18 protein-coding genes are annotated in these 16,814 nt (G+C 61.1%); 12 read left to right on the plus strand and 6 right to left on the minus strand.

Annotated features, from left to right (window positions below; all coding sequences use genetic code 11):
- Nucleotides 1–146: 146 nt before the first annotated feature.
- Nucleotides 147–713 carry a hypothetical protein gene (locus ACL0K2_RS04120; protein WP_413043844.1) on the minus strand — a complete coding sequence of 189 codons (567 nt, stop codon included), beginning with the start codon at nt 711–713 and terminating at the stop codon, nt 147–149.
- 666 nt (nt 714–1,379) lie between these two features.
- Nucleotides 1,380–1,679, minus strand: coding sequence for a PilZ domain-containing protein (locus ACL0K2_RS04125; protein ID WP_413043845.1), 300 nt, complete (start codon nt 1,677–1,679; stop codon nt 1,380–1,382).
- A 359-nt stretch (nt 1,680–2,038) separates the two neighbouring features.
- Between ACL0K2_RS04125 and ACL0K2_RS04130 the strand changes: the two genes are divergently transcribed.
- Nucleotides 2,039–2,554, plus strand: coding sequence for an N-acetyltransferase (locus tag ACL0K2_RS04130; protein ID WP_413043846.1), 516 nt, complete (start codon nt 2,039–2,041; stop codon nt 2,552–2,554).
- Nucleotides 2,555–3,265: 711 nt separating this feature from the next.
- Complete coding sequence (locus ACL0K2_RS04135; protein WP_413043847.1) at nt 3,266–3,958, plus strand: endonuclease; 693 nt, start codon at nt 3,266–3,268, stop codon at nt 3,956–3,958.
- A 516-nt stretch (nt 3,959–4,474) separates the two neighbouring features.
- Here ACL0K2_RS04135 and ACL0K2_RS04140 read toward each other — a convergent pair.
- The 3 genes from ACL0K2_RS04140 to ACL0K2_RS04150 form a co-directional block, all read right to left on the minus strand.
- Nucleotides 4,475–4,756 carry a hypothetical protein gene (locus ACL0K2_RS04140; protein ID WP_413043848.1) on the minus strand — a complete coding sequence of 94 codons (282 nt, stop codon included), beginning with the start codon at nt 4,754–4,756 and terminating at the stop codon, nt 4,475–4,477.
- Nucleotides 4,753–4,974 (minus strand): carbon storage regulator, encoded by a 222-nt coding sequence (locus ACL0K2_RS04145; RefSeq protein ID WP_413043849.1) that lies wholly within the window; start codon nt 4,972–4,974, stop codon nt 4,753–4,755. Before ACL0K2_RS04145 ends, ACL0K2_RS04140 begins: the two co-directional genes overlap by 4 nt.
- A 193-nt stretch (nt 4,975–5,167) precedes the next feature.
- Nucleotides 5,168–5,518, minus strand: a complete 351-nt coding sequence (locus tag ACL0K2_RS04150; protein WP_413043850.1) for a histone-like nucleoid-structuring protein, MvaT/MvaU family — start codon at nt 5,516–5,518, stop codon at nt 5,168–5,170.
- 439 nt (nt 5,519–5,957) lie between these two features.
- Here ACL0K2_RS04150 and ACL0K2_RS04155 point away from each other — a divergent pair, with 439 nt between their 5' ends.
- The 6 genes from ACL0K2_RS04155 (at nt 5,958) to ACL0K2_RS04180 (ending at nt 11,080) form a co-directional block, all read left to right on the plus strand.
- A complete protein-coding gene (locus tag ACL0K2_RS04155; protein ID WP_413043851.1) occupies nt 5,958–6,308 on the plus strand; it encodes a helix-turn-helix transcriptional regulator in 351 nt (116 codons plus the stop codon).
- Entirely contained in the window at nt 6,305–7,156 is an 852-nt protein-coding gene (locus tag ACL0K2_RS04160) for a replication initiator protein A (protein WP_413043852.1), read from the plus strand. The genes ACL0K2_RS04155 and ACL0K2_RS04160 overlap by 4 nt, the downstream gene beginning before the upstream one ends.
- A 226-nt stretch (nt 7,157–7,382) precedes the next feature.
- Nucleotides 7,383–8,021 (plus strand): ParA family partition ATPase, encoded by a 639-nt coding sequence (gene parA / locus ACL0K2_RS04165; RefSeq protein WP_413044435.1) that lies wholly within the window; start codon nt 7,383–7,385, stop codon nt 8,019–8,021.
- The gene (locus ACL0K2_RS04170; protein ID WP_413043853.1) at nt 8,018–8,260 is read left to right on the plus strand and encodes a hypothetical protein; all 243 of its coding nucleotides are present in this window, start codon (nt 8,018–8,020) and stop codon (nt 8,258–8,260) included. Before parA ends, ACL0K2_RS04170 begins: the two co-directional genes overlap by 4 nt.
- Before the next feature lie 56 nt (nt 8,261–8,316).
- Nucleotides 8,317–8,829: a S26 family signal peptidase gene (locus ACL0K2_RS04175; protein WP_413043854.1), complete on the plus strand. Its 513-nt coding sequence runs from the start codon at nt 8,317–8,319 to the stop codon at nt 8,827–8,829.
- A gap of 313 nt (nt 8,830–9,142) precedes the next feature.
- Nucleotides 9,143–11,080, plus strand: coding sequence for a DUF3363 domain-containing protein (locus ACL0K2_RS04180; protein WP_413043855.1), 1,938 nt, complete (start codon nt 9,143–9,145; stop codon nt 11,078–11,080).
- Here ACL0K2_RS04180 and ACL0K2_RS04185 read toward each other — a convergent pair.
- Nucleotides 11,073–11,954, minus strand: coding sequence for a helix-turn-helix transcriptional regulator (locus ACL0K2_RS04185; RefSeq protein WP_413043856.1), 882 nt, complete (start codon nt 11,952–11,954; stop codon nt 11,073–11,075). The two genes, ACL0K2_RS04180 and ACL0K2_RS04185, sit on opposite strands and share 8 nt — an antisense overlap.
- Nucleotides 11,955–12,097: 143 nt before the next feature.
- Here ACL0K2_RS04185 and hemA point away from each other — a divergent pair, with 143 nt between their 5' ends.
- From hemA to asnB, 4 genes are read left to right on the plus strand one after another with little or no spacing between them, the layout of a single operon-like run.
- Nucleotides 12,098–13,330 carry a 5-aminolevulinate synthase gene (gene hemA, locus ACL0K2_RS04190; protein WP_413043857.1) on the plus strand — a complete coding sequence of 411 codons (1,233 nt, stop codon included), beginning with the start codon at nt 12,098–12,100 and terminating at the stop codon, nt 13,328–13,330.
- Nucleotides 13,330–13,833 (plus strand): N-acetyltransferase family protein, encoded by a 504-nt coding sequence (locus ACL0K2_RS04195; protein WP_413043858.1) that lies wholly within the window; start codon nt 13,330–13,332, stop codon nt 13,831–13,833. The genes hemA and ACL0K2_RS04195 overlap by 1 nt, the downstream gene beginning before the upstream one ends.
- Nucleotides 13,830–14,900, plus strand: coding sequence for a Gfo/Idh/MocA family oxidoreductase (locus ACL0K2_RS04200; RefSeq protein ID WP_413043859.1), 1,071 nt, complete (start codon nt 13,830–13,832; stop codon nt 14,898–14,900). The genes ACL0K2_RS04195 and ACL0K2_RS04200 overlap by 4 nt, the downstream gene beginning before the upstream one ends.
- A gap of 21 nt (nt 14,901–14,921) precedes the next feature.
- Entirely contained in the window at nt 14,922–16,775 is a 1,854-nt protein-coding gene (gene asnB, locus ACL0K2_RS04205; RefSeq protein ID WP_413043860.1) for an asparagine synthase (glutamine-hydrolyzing), read from the plus strand.
- The last annotated feature ends 39 nt before the right edge of the window (nt 16,776–16,814 follow it).

Below are 16,814 nucleotides of genomic sequence, written 5' to 3' on the forward strand. Positions count from 1 at the left end.
TCAAAGCCTGAACGGTCATGAAGCGCTCATCAGCCAAACCGGTATCGGCCACCGGGCTTTCTTGGCGCAAGCTGAAGCACTGATCGGTCATCCGGCCGCGTCGTTCGAAACGGAACCGGCAACCTAGCCCGGTATTCCAGCCCAGATCACCAGATGTGAACTGCGAATTCGGAAAAGACGCGCCACGTTTTTTGCTCGGCCGGCAAAATCGGCTCGTCCGGGAAGCGGTACAGGGCCATCTCCTGCAAGACCGCCTCATCGAAAGCAGCATCGCCTGAGCCTTCGATCATCGTAACGTGCGGGATGATGGAGCCAACCGAATATTCAAATTGAAGCTTGACCGGCTTTAACGCTGAGCGCTGCGTGGACGTTTTGCTCAGTTTCGTCTTGGTACGACGCATATGTCGGGTCAACGTATCGTTGACCAGTTTGGACCAGACCTGGTTGTATCGTCCCACCTGCTCGGCATCCAGGACCATGCCGTCGCGGCGAAGCCGCTGCACGCCACGCCAGGCATCATCCTGACGACGGTCCAGCCATTTGAGATAAAGGTTAAGCGCACCCATCTTATCTTGCGGACCGCCCCTACCCGCCTCCAGGAGCTCGGCGAGCCGGACCGCTGCAAGCTTGTTGTCTTCGTAGGCGCCCGACTGCTCGTAAAGGCGCCGGGCCTTTGCTGGATCGGCCGGCTCGCCGATGCCCTCTTCGGCCATGCGCCCCAGCTGTACGTATACGGCATCATCCGCCTGGGCGGCTGACAGGTAGGTAGCTCTGGCCTTTCCAGGTCTACGGGAACCCCAAGCCCGTTCTCGTACATTTGGCCGAGCACCGTGCCGCAAAGGCTGTCGCCACTCTCGCTTCGGTCTCGGATATACGCGAGACTCTGCCTGCTAACAGGTGTCTGATCCCTAAGGTACCAGCAGCGAACACTTGCCCACTTTTCCGTGTTGTCGGGTGCTGTTTCGCCGAGGCTTTGGCAACCCGCGCTCAGCAACGCAAGCACGAAAACGACTGCTGATTTGTTCATGAGGTATCCGTGTTCAGCCGCGCAGGCACCTATTAATGGCAGGGCGCCGCTCTTGGAGCCGTGGAAGCGGAGGATGGGTTCACGATACCCAACCTCAGAGCGACGTCCGAGGCGGCGCCAAACGTCGGCGCGATTCTAGCGAAGCAGCGCAACTAAAGGGTGACAGACGTATCACTTCGCCACCATGGCGGCTCGTGGACCGCCATGGTCTTTCTTGGCGATTGCACGCTCGAGGCTTGAGCCAACTGGGCCAGTTGGCCCTTGACAGATCCCCAACCCCCTGCTCCGCTGCAGCGATGTCTCGCCGCCATGGTTCAGCTCGGCTCGGAAAGGACCGCAAACGGTGGGAAGATTAGCGCAGGGACTGGATGGACAAACCCAGACGCTGACAGCCATCTGCTTGACGCTCGACGCGTACCACTTCGGTCATCGCTTCCAGGCCCTTGAGTTCGGCATGCTCTGACGGAATGCGCACGTCAATCTTGTCACCCAGATCGAACGAGCCGGCAGCGACTACCTGCATGCCAGTGCTAGACAGGTCTTGGCATACACCTTGGAGGATACACCCAGCCTGCGACAGGGTGATCGGGGTCTTGATAGACATCCGGATGAAGTCGCGCTTCTCGGTATAGTCCCTTGCTTGGTGATTCATGATCACGTCCCTTTTAGTGAGTGCGTCGATGACGGCGGGCGCCCCCGCAACAAGCGAGGCGCCGCGGTCGTCATCACTTGGAACGCTGTTTCAGAGGAAGTTCAGTCAGCAGCCGGCAGGCCTCAACCGATGTGCGTGCCGGTAACCCGTTGACGTAGACCGAGCCGAATTCGATGGACCAACGATAGCGTGGCGCATCTGTGTTTCTACACCTACCTGGACACATAAAACGGGCAGCCGAGATACTCGGAGGTCGATCCTGGTTGAAAACAAGCCAGTCGGCGTGAACGCTATCAGACGATAGTCGCTCTGGTTTGAGGCGAGCCAGGCGGTCATGAGTAAAGGCGGCGCAATGATAGATGATCGAGCGACGCGGGCGGTTTGCGGCCAGTGATGCGCCCCGACTTGGTGGTCAACCTGGTGGTTACTTAGGAAACGAGGCGAGATTTATGATCCGAAACATTTGTCTGCAGGACATGGAAGCAGTGCTGAACATATGGCTGCAGGCATCGATTCAAGCGCACCGATTCATCGATGCGAAGTTCTGGCACAGCCAACTCGACGCCATGCGCAATGTTTATCTGCCTGCTTCCGAATCTCATATATTCGAACGCGAAGGTAAGGTCTGCGGATTCCGCAGCTTGAACCAGAACGTGCTGGCTGCGCTGTTCGTGGCGCCAGAGCACCAGGGCACTGGTATCGGTGCACAGTTGCTCGCGGATGCAAAGATCCGCCGCCCGACGTTGGAACTAGCCGTGTACTCAGCCAACGTCCCCGCACGTCGCTTCTATGAACGACATGGCTTCGTCGCGCTGCGCGAACAGCGGGACGAACACACCGGGCATTTGGAAACACTCATGCGATGGGAAGCGTAATCACGCGGCCTATCCCTTGTAAGTCACAGGGCGCGCTCAGCATCAAGCATGCTGGTCAGTTGCGCAAAGGCCAGCTCAGCCGAATCGCTGCCTCGTCAGTTCGGGTGTCCGCCAAAAAAACGGCCCTGTATCGCTACAGGGCCGATCAAGGGCTGGGTCCATTGGTGATGCCGCTCCGAGCGGTCTGGGAGGTTTCATCCAGAAACCCTGCGAGTCCTTCGCGGCAGCCGGATCGGGAGCAACCCGAGCTGGATTGGCGCACGGCTGAGCTCACCGAGACGGCGGTTCAAAACAGTGCCGTTCTAGGAGTGGCATTGCTGGCATAAGTTCATCACTTTGACACTTTTATGCCATCAGACTAATCCGCCGCAGCAAAGTTGATCCGTTCGGCCACCGCGCCTTCCGCTCTACACTTTCAACACAATGTGAACCCGTTCCGCCTGCCGATCGACGGGCCGACCCGATGTCGGCCTATGATAGCGACGCGGCTGATCTTCCCTCTCCATGTGCCGGCCGCTTCTCCGCGCTGTTTGGCGCGGTTTTTTTTGCCTAACCCCTCTGGCGTGAAGCTATAAGATGGCACGTGCTTCGAGATTTCCCTGACACGCAGGCACGAAGCGGGCAGCGCCCAACCGAAACGGCAGGCATGGCGCGCTCGCACCGATAACTGTATATTTATACAGATGCATCGACTGCACCAAGGAAGTGCGAATGGCTCGCCTGCTCCGCCTGCTACTGCTACTCACCTGCGTACTTGCCTTCCAAGCCTCCGCCGGCGCACCTCGCACCTTTGCCGAAGCAAAGAAAGTGGCTTGGAAGCTCTATGCCGGCACTCCGGAGTTTTATTGCGGGTGCCGCTTCAATGGGAACAAGGCGGACCTGCAGAGCTGCGGATACACCCCACGCAAGAATGCGTCGCGGGCGTCTCGCATCGAGTGGGAGCACATCGTGCCGGCCTGGGTGATAGGCCACCAGCGCCAGTGCTGGCAGAAAGGGGGCCGCACCAACTGCTCAAAGAACGACGCCACCTACCGACTGGCCGAAGCCGACTTGCATAACCTGGTGCCCAGCATCGGTGAGGTCAACGGCGACCGGAGCAACTACGGCTTTGCCTGGCTCCCCCAGAAGCCCACTCAGTATGGCGCCTGCCCGATGGTGGTGGACTTCAAGGCTCGCAAAGCCATGCCGCGCCAGCAGGTGCGCGGCATGATCGCCCGTACCTACTTCTATATGGCCGAGCGCTACGACCTACGCTTGTCCAAGCAGGACCGCCAGCTGTACAGCGCATGGAGCAAGAGCTACCCGCCCCAGCCTTGGGAGCGGGTTCGTAACCAGCGTATTGCTTGCGTAATGGGCCATGGCAATCGTTATGTCGGGCCGGTCCGGCTGACTGAGTGCCAGTAAGCATTGAGCAATGGTCCTGACCTCAGGCAGACCAGGTCGTAGTCAGATGGCAGCCTTCATCAGTTAGCGATGGCGTGCGTAAAAGCGCAACAATCGAAGGGTAACCTACGACGCCCCGTATTTTAGGCGCTCTGAAACGCCCGCCACGCTTGGGCTACGTCTGTTATCCACAAAAGCTGTGGATAACACTGTGAACACAACTTGGATGATCGGGGCAAACGCCCATTTGGCGCGGGGTTGAGCCAGATCGGCGAGTTTTTGCTCAGGTACGATATTGCCTTTTAAATCATGGACTTATAGAAAGCAGTGACGTCCGTCAAGGACTCTCACAGCCGATGGAGCAGCTTCCTGGACCGATGTGCATAACAATTTGTTGTCAACGCCTTTTTAAGAAAAATTGGCAACTATTGGGCTGGACAAAACAAACTTTTCGGCGCTAGGAGCTGGCGAGATGCCACCGTGCATATCGACGGCGAGTGTCCATCGGCTCACGGCGAAACGGAGGGCTTATCCGTCTCACCTCTTGCGCGGTGTGCCGAGCTCCACACGGATGGCTTGTCGAGCCTGGCGCTTGTCGCGTGCTTTGAGCAGTTCAAGAAGCTCGAACGAACTCTTCCCGTTTAGCAGTTTTGGATTGGTGATTTTTGCGTAGGGATCAGCGCCGCCATCCAGGAATCGCCTGACGAGCACCGGTTCGTTATAGTGGATTGCCGCGTTCAATGGCGACAATCCGGGCACCGGGACGATCGGTCGATGCTCGACGGGTCCGATCAGCGAGCGCCTCAGGCTGGATATCAATCGGGCTGCTCGTACCGGTCCACTAGCTCGTCACGCAGAACCAACAGTTCATCCGGCGCCTCGATAATCAGGCGCGCTCGCCCTCCCTCTACCTCGGCGACCGTAATCCAGACGCCCTCGTCTTCGAGTTGGTCAAGTACTGCATCGACCGACGCTCCGCGCCGTAGCGTCAATCGCACTTGCTCGCCTACTCGCCTGTTAAGAACCAACCTACCCATATGCGCACTCCTTTGCGGGTACCGCCCCAACGGCGGTCGGAGCGACATTATCGCAATTGGCGCAAGACGAGCGCGCAGGATCTGCTATTGGATATACGCGTCACATTTCGAGCCTGCCCGCTAGGGCTGTTGCAGCGAGCGCTGCGTTGCCAGCTAGTCTGATGGGCCACCCTACGGTGACGACCAATGACGACTACCGCGCCCAGGATTTGACCTGCTCAGCGCCATACTCGGCCTTCCAGGCGTTGAGGGTTTTATTGTTGCCGCCTTTGGTCTCGACAACTTCACCTGTGTGTGGGTTGGTGTATGTCTTGACGACCCGAGTTCTGCGGCGACTCGGTTCTACGGCCTTTGACGACGGCGTCGGATCCAGGATATCAATGACGGTTTGAAGGCCATATCCATACTCTTTGAGGAGCCCCTTCAGTTTGGTCTCGAACTCCATTTCTTGCTGCAGCTTGTTGTCGCCCTTGAGCTTGTCCAGCGCAGCGAGTTGTTCGGCAAGCTGTGCTTCCAGGCGTTTGTACTCTGCGATTTTACTCATCTGTACTCTCATAAGTTTGACCAGTGGCCTTTTATGTGCCAGCCGCACGTCCAAGGCGACGTACCGCAACCTCAACAATTATATGTAAGTGCGTAGCCGAGCGCACTCGATCAGAGTTATATATTGAGACTAATCGAACATGCATCAATTACTGAAACTTGATAATTCGGACTCCGATAACCACGACTTTGTTATTGTCGGCTCTTACGATTAGCCATTTCATACACAACCAATGCATCGAATTGTCGCCCTGCTCGAGGTAGTGTCCTGCGGACGACTCTTACATGGACAGACTGCGCTCGATTGGCCTGTCACGAATCCGACCGGACCCGCTGTAATTGCTCTGGTTGGCTACTGCCGACTCGCTTGAGACCGAACCCAGCATGATCCCCGCCCCAGGGCGGACCAGGGTAAGCCTTCATTCACTGGAGGCCATGCCATGTCACGCCACATTTACCGCGATGCACACCCACTCTCCTGCCGCACAGCGCCGAGCCATAGGCGACCAGGCGGGATCGAGCGCGAGGACGATCAGAGCCGTCAACCAAGCCCAAGCAACACTCCCCAGTATCTGAACAACGACGAAGCAGCCGCTTTTCTGCGCCTGTCGCCGCGCACGCTGGAAAAGCAACGTGTGATCGGCGGAGGCCCTCGTTTTCGAAAGTTCGGGCGACGCGTGATGTATGCCCGGGCAGACCTGCAGGCCTGGGCTGACGCGCGATGCTTCCAAACCACCTTTGACGCGGAGTATCTGGCTCAGCATCAGGGAGGCGCGCGCGATGACCTATGAGTCCGTCCCACATCGTCACTCCGAAGCAAGGCGCCACGCCGGAGCCCTTACGGTGCTTTCGGGCCATCCCGGGAGACCTGGCGCCGCGGGATGCGCAGGATCTGATGGCACATCCGTTCTTCTCCCTGGCCAAGTCCCGTCGGACAACGCCCATCGACTTTCGAACGGCCACGGTCGCCGTTCGTGTCGAGGGTACGCTCGATCACGGCATCGCCACGATTTGGGACGCCGACATCCTTATCTGGGCGGCCAGCCAACTGGTCGAGGCGCGCGACGCGGGAATCCCGACCTCACGACTTATCCAGGCGACGCCTTACGAGATCCTGCGCTTCATTGGCCGTGGCACGTCCCAGCGCGACTACCAGCGGCTCAAGGCGGCACTGGACCGGCTGCAAAGTACGAGTGTTGCGACCTCCATACGCGAAACGACCGGCCGCCGGCTGCATCGCTTTTCCTGGATAAACGAATGGAAGGAGCTGGCAGCGCCCAACGGAAAACCTTTGGGCTTGGCGATAATCCTGCCGGACTGGTTCTATTCCGGCGTGCTCGACCGGGCGCTGGTCCTGACGATAGATCCGGCGTATTTCAAGCTAACCGGAGGGATAGAGCGCTGGCTCTATCGCCTGGTACGCAAGCACGGCGGACGCCAAGTGGATGGCTGGCAGTTCGACTTCCGCCACCTGTACCGCAAATCCGGGAGTGCCGCGCGATACTCCGACTTCGCCTACGACCTGCGTGCATTGGTTGCCCGGCAGTCGCTGCCAGGCTACGAATTGAGCACTCTGCGCATCGCGCCATCCATCGAGCTGCTTGCCTTTCGCCCCGTGCCGCATACGGCACGGGGATAAGTCGCGCACAACCTGTGGAATCCCTCGTGCTATCGGGCGCATCTGCCTTCGTGCTATCAGGCGCATGCCTGTCGTGCTATCAGGCGTACCCAAACGCCGGCAGGCCTTTGGTGGCGGGCGTTACGGCGAGCATTAACTTAGCTAACCAAAGAGCGCTAACTTGTTATTGGTGTTCGGCATCGCGCTGCCTGGAACAACCGAGCCTTACATGCATCGGGGGCCGATCATGATCATCGCCCTGCTCAACCAGAAGGGTGGCGTTGGCAAAACCACCCTGGCCACGCACATCGCCGGTGAGCTCGCGCTGCGGGGAAATGCGGTAATCCTGCTCGATGCCGACCCTCAGGGTTCGGCACTGGACTGGACCCAGCGGCGCGCGCAGCGCGGTTTGCCGAGGCTGTTCAGCTCGGTGGGGCTACCGCGCGAGACGCTGCACCAGGAGGCGCCGCAGCTGGCCCAGCGGGCCGATCATGTGATCATCGATGGCCCACCTCGGATCGCCGCCTTGGCGAGGTCGGCGTTGATGGCCGCCGACCGGGTGCTCATTCCGGTGCAACCCAGCCCGTTTGACATGTGGGCCAGCGCCGAGATGGTTGCGCTTCTGCAGGAAGCGCAGGTTTTCAAACCGGCGCTTCGCGCCGCGTTTGCCATCAATCGGCGCGTCAGCACCACCATCATCGGCCGAGAGGCCCGTCAGGCACTGGCCGACCAACCACTTTCGGCGCTTCAGTCCGAGGTTCGCCAGCGAATCGTGTTTGCCGACAGCGCGGCGGGCGGACAACTGGTGTGCGAGCTCGCCCCTGGAAGCGCTGCGTCACGTGAAGTCAGCAGCCTGGTTGATGAGCTGCTCAGGTGGACCTTATGACATCCAAGCGAACCGCAATCGGTAGTCGTCCCCTCGCCGATCGACAGGCCGAGGCCTGGGTAAGGCAAAGCAACCGCGCCGCTCTCGCCAAGGGCGCCGTCTACAGTGCGCGCCTGACACTGGATGTGACACCGGCCCTACGTGCTCGGATCAAGGTCGCCGCGTTCAGCCAGGGCGTAACCGTCGCCGACATGTTGCGCGAGCTGCTGGAAAGTCGATTTCAGGAGGACGGAGCATGAAGTTCCCTGGCCAGCATTTGCAGCGGCGGTCTGCACGAGGGTGCCGAGAGAACCCAATGCCAGCCAATCGGCTGATTATCGGGCTGACTGTCATCGCCATGGCGGCACTTGCCTGGACCACGTTCAGAACCCCTTCCGTGCGAATCGTCTACAACGCGTCGGCGAGCATGCCGACCGGGTGGTATCTCATCTCGCCAGCTGAGTCGGTCGCGCCCGCCGATGCCGTGCTTGTGCGGCTGCCCCAGGCTGTGGCCGAACTCGCCGCCGCACGTCACTACCTGCCGGCGAACGTTCCGCTTATCAAACGGGCATTTGCCACGTCGCCGAGCAGGGTATGTATCAGGGCGCGCCAGGTGATCGTTGACGGTCGAGAGGTTGCGCGGTGGCAACCGCATGACCGCGCCGGCCGCGCCCTCCCCCGATGGAACGGCTGCCGAGCGCTCGCCAAGAACGAGATTTGGCTGCTTAACCCGGATCATCCGGACTCGTTCGACAGTCGTTACTTCGGCCCGCTTAGACTCGACGCCGTGCTAGGCATCGCCCAGCCCGTACGTCTCGATAGAGGTTGACCGATCGCTGAGGGACCTTCGGTCAGGTGCAAACAACATCGAGGCGGGAGCGGCCCGGCTGGCCTTTCGCTATCCGCGCATTACCGTGCAGTGCCGGGGTGGCGATGCATGCTGAGGATTCAGCAGCCAGGGAAAAGCGGAGGGCAAGATAAAAGGTGGCAGCACCTGGAGGTTTGGGGAACCAGTCTGCACATGGGGTTGGGACGGCACGAACAGTGAGCATGCTGTGCCGAGGTCGGCCGCAGTGCAGGTCGCTGCTACGTTTCGGCGGTGCCGCCACGCTGCACCGCGCCAATCCTGGAGCACCCGATGCATGACCCGCAAAGGCAAACAGGAACCCGATGACGACCTTCGGCCGAAGGCCGGGCCGCCTCGGCATCGAGGCCAATCGTTCATTGGCCAGATCGTCCGTCAGGCGAGCAGGTCCGGGCCGACCGGCCTCAATGGGCGGCACCAGCCAGGCGCTCGCCTTGGCAGAGGCCATGTCGCGGCGCGCATGGTTGCCGGCAACCCCCGAGAACGCCGCGTGACCATCAAGACCCGGCTTGTGAACTTGCGCAGGGCCGGCAGTCGCTCGACGGGCGCCCATCTTCGCTACATCGAGCGCGAAGGTGTCGGTCGGACGGGCGAAGCCGGACAGGCCTACGCGCCGGTGAACGACCGCGCGGACCTGGACGCCTTTGAAACGCGTGGACGGCCCGATCGGCATCAGTTCCGTTTCATCGTGTCGCCCGAGGACGCCGAGTCGCTCGAGGACCTTCGCAGCTTCACCCGGCATCTGATGGAACGCGTCGAAACCGATCTCGGCACGCGCCTGGACTGGGTCGCCGTCGACCACTGGAACACGGACAACCCCCACACGCACATCGTCTTGCGGGGCGCGGACGATACGGGCAAGGATCTGGTCATCGCGCGTGATTACATCGCCCATGGCATGCGAATGCGCGCCGGCGAACTGGCGACCGAATGGCTTGGGCTGCGCAGTGAACGGGAGATTCAGCAGGGGCATGTTCGCGACGTAAGCCTTGATCGGCTGACCGGACTGGATCGCACGCTGGTGAAACACAGCCGTACCACCGGTGTAAGCCTGCGCGAACTCAGCCGTTACCCGCATCGTCAGCAACTGATCGGTCGCTTGCAGCATCTCGTGCGTCTGGGGCTCGCGCGCGAGCACCGAGCCGGGCACTGGCAACTCGACGACTCGGCCGAACGGGTGCTGCGTGCGATGGGGGAACGGGGCGACATCGTGCGAACGATGCAGCGCGCGATGGCAGGTCGCGAGCGGGAACTTGTTCTCCATGAGCCCGGGGCCGATCCGGCCGTTGTGGGAAGCGTGTTGGCGAAGGGCTTGGCTGGAGAACTGCACGACCAGGGATATTTGATCGTCGATGGAACCGATGGCAAAGCCCATCACCTGCCGCTCGCACCAGAGGCCGACCTGTCCGTCTATCCACTAGGCTCGATCATTGAAGCCCGTTCCTCGCAAGGGCCCAGGGCCATAGATGCGCAACTTGCCTCACTCGCCCAGGACGGCTGGTACCAACGGGACCACCACCGCGCATCCCTTCTGGCGGGTCCCGACAGCATCCCGGACCCCGACTTCGTGCTGCATGCCCACGCACGGCGGCTCGAAGCCCTGCGCCGATATGGAATCGTCGAGCGCGCGCGCGACGGCCGCTGGCGGATTCCTCCGGACTTGGTAGAGCAAGCTCAGCGCCACGAACAAGAGCGCTCCGCAGGCTGGCGCATCAAGCTGCGTACGCCAATGCCGCTCGAGCGACAAGTCCGGGCCGTCGGTGCCACATGGCTCGATAGCCAGCTCATCGCCGGCACCGCATCGATCGCGAACCGGGGGTTTGGTGCCGAGGCCCGGGTAGCGCTGGGCAGGCGCGCCGACTTTCTGATCGACCAAGGCTTGGCCAAACGGCTGGATCAGCGTCTGATGCTCGCCCGCAACCTGCTCGCCACGCTTCGTCGCCGTGAAATCGAGACGGTTGGACGCAAGCTTTCGGATCGATTGGGCAAGCCACATCGCCTACCCGTCGATGGGCAGGCCATCCGGGGCGTCTATCGAAATTGCATCGAACTCACCAGCGGCCGCTACGCGCTGCTGGACACCGAGGCGGGCTTTAGCCTAGTGCCCTGGAAGCCGGTTATCGAGACGAGGCAGGGTCAGACCATCGGAGCCGTCATGCGCGATGGCCAGGTGTCCTGGCAGTTGGGACGAACGCGCGGCCCCACGATCAGCTGACGACTTGGGCCTCGCTAGCGGACTCCTCGGACATCGGGAGCGCCAGCCATTGCTCGAACCGAGTGCTCTGAGGATGCCCCTGTTTGGCTGCGTAGTAGACAAGGCGCAAGTCCCGATCGACGTCGATCGTCAGCGACGTATGATCGAACACCACATGGCCGACCTCGCCAATCTGGAAATGTCGGATGCCTTGGCACGCACCATGGATGTCCTGCTGTCGCCACCAGGTTCTGAAATCCGTGTCGACCTTCTCCAGGTCCTTGACCAACGCGCCGATGTCCGGGTCCTGAGCGGCCCTGACGAAATCGCGACGGAAGCTCGAAAGGATCTGCAACGCCTGTTCCGCCCATGGGTCGAGCAGCGCGCGCATGGACGGTGCGGTAAACAGCAACCAGAGCAGGTTGCGTCGTTCGGCGGGAAAACTGGAAAAACCGAACACCTGATCGGCCGCCGCGTTCCACGCCAGCACGTCCCAGCGCAAGTTCAGAACGTAGGCCGGACGCAACGGTAAATCATCCATCAGGCGATGCACCACCGGCGGAACCACGCACCACGTCTTGCCGGGTTCCGGAGGAAGGCGCTGATGGGCCAGCAGGAACAGATAGCGACGCTCGGTCGCATCCAACCTCAGCGTCCGGGACAGGTTTTCCAGAAACTGAGCCGACACGCCAATATCCCGCCCCTGTTCCAACCAGGTGTACCAGGACAAGCCCACCCCAGCCAATGCCGCCACCTCTTCACGTCGCAGCCCAGGCGTGCGGCGCCGTTTGCCCGCAGGTAGCCCCACTTCCTCTGGACTGATTCGCTCGCGCCGATGGCGCAGGAAGTCAGCCAGCTCTGCTCGGTTTCGCTCATGGCTGCGTGGCGCGCTCATCCCGTTACCTCCAGTACTAGCATAACCAATCAAATTGTAACCCCATCGAAGCGGTACTAAGAATACCTCCTTGTCGCCTGTAAGGCGCGAACCAGAGAGCTTGCTCGCGCCATGGCGACCTCTACCGTTCAGGAGATATACGGATGTACCAGTCAATTCTTGGTGAACAGCTCGAATCGTTGAAGTCGTCCAACCAGTACCGCACTTTCACCACACTGAGCCGCATCTGCGGGCAGTATCCTTTGGCCAAGCTCGACGGCGGGGCGCAGAAGCCCGTCGTGGTGTGGTGCAGCAACGATTACCTCGGTATGTCGCAGCATCCGCTTGTGCGCGAGCAGATGCATTTGGCGTTGGAAACCTACGGGGCAGGCTCCGGCGGCTCACGCAACATCGGCGGATCACACGAGTTGTATGGACGGCTCGAGAGCTCCCTGGCCGACTGGCATGACAAGGAAGCGGCACTGGTTTTTCCGACCGGATTCGGATCGAACGACGCGACGCTTCAATGCCTACTACGGCAGATTCCCGACTGCGTCGTAGCCAGTGACGAGCGAAACCACGCATCCATCGTCAATGGCATCCGTGCCACCGCCAACGAACGCCGGGTCTTTCGGCACAACGACGTCGCCCATCTGGAGCAGATCCTGGCCGGGTACCCGCTCGAAAGACCCAAACTCGTGGTGTTCGAATCCATCTATTCCATGGATGGCGATATCGCTCCGGTGGCGCAGATCGTCGAGGTCGCCAAGCGCTTCAATGCGCTGACCTACCTCGATGAGGTGCATGCGGTTGGCATGTACGGACCTCGCGGCGCCGGTATCGCCGCGGACCTTGGCGTTGCCGACAAGGTAGACATCGTGCAGGGGACGATGGCCAAGGCCATCGGGGTCATAGGTGGCTATATTGCGTCGACTCGGACGCTCGTCGATGCAGTTCGGTCGTTCGCAACGGGTTTCATTTTCACCACCTCGCTTCCTCCAGCAATTACCGCCGGTTGCCTGGCGAGTGTCGAGCATCTGAAGGCGAGCTCCGGTGAGCGAGAGCAGTTGCATCGCAACACGCAACAGCTACGTGAACGGCTAAAGCGGCACGACATTCCGGTAATGCCCTGTTCGCAAACGCACGTGCTGCCGGTGCTCGTCGGCGAAGCCGAGCGGTGCAAGGCAGCGGCGAATCGCCTGCTGCAAGTCCACAATATCTATCTGCAACCGATCAATTACCCCTCGGTCCCGGTAGGCACTGAGCGCTTCCGAGTCAACGCGACACCCAACCACGCCGCCGAGCAGATCGACCATCTGGCCGCTTCGCTGCGAGAGACGTTCGACCACTTCGCAATCCCGCTCGCCTCCCAAGCCTTTGCAGCGGAGGTGGCCTGATGAGCGAATCGCTGTTTGCGGTGCGAAACGCGACGGGCGAGGACACCGCTGCCCTTATCGAGCTCAGGGCTCTTTTGCTGGACGGGACCGGCGCGAGCTATTCGAGTCGCAGCCCCGAAGGCACGGCGCGATGGCGCGCCGCCTACAGGAACTGGCTGGCAGACAATCTCGGCTCGAACGACAGCGTGCGGGTGCTGGTCGCCGAGCACCAGGCGTCCAGGCAGATCATCGGCTGCGCCACCGGGATCATTGATGTCAGGGCCCCGACCTCGGTCAATCCCAACGGTCTGTCCGGGTGGATTCAGTCGGTTGTGGTCGCGCCACAATGGCGCGGGCACAAAGTGGCAAAGCAGCTGATGCAGACCCTGCTCCGCTGGTACGCCAACAGGGACGTCGCAACCGTGTCCCTCCAGACAACCGACGGTGCGTTCCGGCTCTACCAGACGCTTGGCTTCAGCCCAAGCGCGGAGCGCCTCCTGATCCGTCAGGAGGTGCCGGTGTGAACATACTGATCATTGGCCTGGGCTACGCTGGCAACCGTTTTCGCCGCGCATTCGAACACGTGGCGCAGCATGCCGGGATTTCGATCTCGCTTGCCTACGTTGGGCGCAAGCAGAAGCCAACCGCGTTGCCTTACTTCGATTGCATTGATGAAGCCCTGCGGACATTCAAACCAGAGGTCGTGGTCGTTAGCGTCAACGACATCAGCCACGCTAGGGTTCTAGCTGAATTGGCGGACTACCAGGGGTTCGTCATCTGCGAAAAGCCGCTCGCCACCCCCATAGATGACCTGTCGAGCGTGCAGGCGCCGCTCGAGCGGCTCGGCGGCTTTGCGCTGAACCTGATCGAGCGTTATTCGGACGCTACGCAGTCGCTGCGTGATTGGATTGCACGTCATGGCTGGCAACCCGTGCGCGTCGGCTTCCATTGGGGCAAGGACCGCATCAACGACTACCGCCCAACGTGCGGCGTTACCAGCGAAGCCATCCATGCGCTGGATCTCCTACGCTGGATTTGTCCGGCTGCTGGGCCCCTGCGCCTAGTCGATGTGCTCGGAACAAGGTCCGATTTTTCCATTTCAGGCGAGGCCATTCTCGACACGATTCAACTGAGTGCAACGCTGGGCGACACGCCAATCACCGGCTACAGCAGCTTCGTGAACGTCGTTCGGCAACGTACGGTCGATTTCAGTTTTGTCGATCAGGAAGATCATTTAATCCATGCCCGATTGACCTTCGACACGCCGCGATGGGATCACGACCATTTGCGCATCTGGATGCGCGACATCGATGGCACGGAGCTGGTGCTGCACGATCTGCGCGTCTCGCCCGAAGAACCTGGACTCGAAACCCTTCATAAGCTGTCGCGGCTTTGCCAGCAGGTGCTGCAGTGGGTCGCACTGCAGCAGCCTCCTGCCCCGCCTTTCGCTGGTGTGGAAGAGTCAGTCCACCTGCAGCGGCTGCTCAACGAACTCGAGCGCCGTGCTCAGACCCCCGTCCCTGCCCGTTACAACCATGGCCCGAGCCGCGCGTTGCTGGTTGAAGGCAGTGACCTGGAAACCCTCGGGTAATCGAATCAGCAGGAGAAGACCATGTGTGGAATAGCAGGATGGCTGTCCTTCGGCCAGAACATGCAGACGCAACGAGACACGCTTCAGCGAATGACCGAGACGATGTCCAAGCGCGGCCCTGACGCGGGAGGGCTGTGGATCGACGGACCGATCGGATTCGGGCATCGCAGGCTTGCGATCATAGACCTACAAGGTGGCCGTCAGCCCATGCTGGCCCGACGCGATGATGGGCTCGAGGCCGCGGTCATTACCTACAGCGGCGAGGTATACAACTTCCGCGAAATCCGCTCGGAACTGAAGGTTCTGGGTCACCACTTTGAAAGTCAAAGCGACACCGAAGTCGTGCTGCGTGCATATCTCGAGTGGGGTAACGGCTTCGTCGACCGGCTAAATGGCATGTATGCCTTTGCGGTGTGGGATCTGCGGACTCACGAGCTGTTATTGGTCCGTGATCGCATGGGCGTCAAACCGCTGTACTACTACGAAACCGCCGACGGTGTGATCTTCGGGTCCGAACCCAAGGCGCTTCTGGCGAACCCGCTCGTGCCCCGCACCGTTCGCGCCGATGGGCTTCGCGAACTCCTGGAAATGGTGAAGACCCCAGGCCAAGCGATATTCGACGGCATGCGGGAGGTTCTGCCCGGTGAGGTCGTGCGATTCGACAGGCACGGACCGCATCGGCGCCGATACTGGCAACTCGAGGCGTGCGAGCACGGGGACTCCCTCGAGCAGACCATACGGCATACCCGCGATTTGCTCGAAGACATCGTCCAGCGTCAGATCGTTTCGGATGTCCCGCTGTGCAGCCTGCTCTCGGGCGGGCTCGACTCGTCGATCATTACCGCCATGGCATCGAAGAAGCTACTAGCCGCTGGCAAGGAGAACATCCGTTCGTTTTCCGTTGATTTTCTCGATCACGGCAGCGCCTTTTCCAGCGATGCCGTGCGCGGCACGCCGGATGCTCCCTACGTCCGCGAACTGGTAAAGCGCATCCACTCCAGCCACAACGAAATCGTGCTCGACAGTCGAGAGCTGGGTGACCCGGGCTTACGCAGCCTCATCGTCCAGGCACTCGACCTGCCACCGGCCTACTGGGGCGATATGTGGCCATCGCTCTACCGGCTATTCGAGCAGGTGCGCCGGCATTCCACCGTGGCATTGTCCGGAGAAAGCGCCGACGAAGTCTTTGGCGGGTACCGCTGGTTTCACGATCCCGTCGCTATCGAGGCGGATACATTCCCCTGGCTGACATCCGTGACGGGCAAATACTTCGACGGCAAGACCCTGTTCGCCCCCGGGCTGCTTCGCCAACTGGACATGCCAGGGTTTCTGGCGGACAGCTACAGCCAGGCGATTGCCAGCGCGCCAACGCTCTCCGGCGAAAACCCGGCGGAACGGCGCATGCGCCAGATGAGCTACCTCAACCTGACGCGCTTTGTGCAGACGCTGCTCGATCGCAAGGACCGCATGAGCATGGCCGTCGGCCTGGAGGTCCGGGTGCCCTTCTGCGATCACCGATTGGTCGAGTACGCCTTCAACATTCCTTGGGACATGAAGGCATTTGACGGACGGGAGAAGAGCATCCTGCGCGCAGCGACCCGCGACCTGCTTCCCGACTCCATCGCCGATCGGGTCAAGAGCCCCTACCCCTCGACGCAGGATCCGGCGTACGAGCAGGCGCTACGTACGTCGCTGGCAGCGATCATGGCCAACCCCGACGCCCCCGTGCGCGACCTACTCGACCCGCCGCGGGTCAAGCAAACCCTCGACAGGCCCCTTGGGGAATCCTCACCCATGTACGACCGCATGGGCATGGAGCTCGCGGTCGGGCTCAACACCTGGCTGATCGAGCAGGACGTCAGCCTCGCACTCTAACCGCCCCGGCGCGGCCCGACGGGGCCGCGCCGCCCTTTC

The sequence above is a fragment of the Pseudomonas sp. YJ42 genome, from assembly GCF_047225135.1.
Lineage (GTDB): Bacteria > Pseudomonadota > Gammaproteobacteria > Pseudomonadales > Pseudomonadaceae > Stutzerimonas > Stutzerimonas stutzeri_E.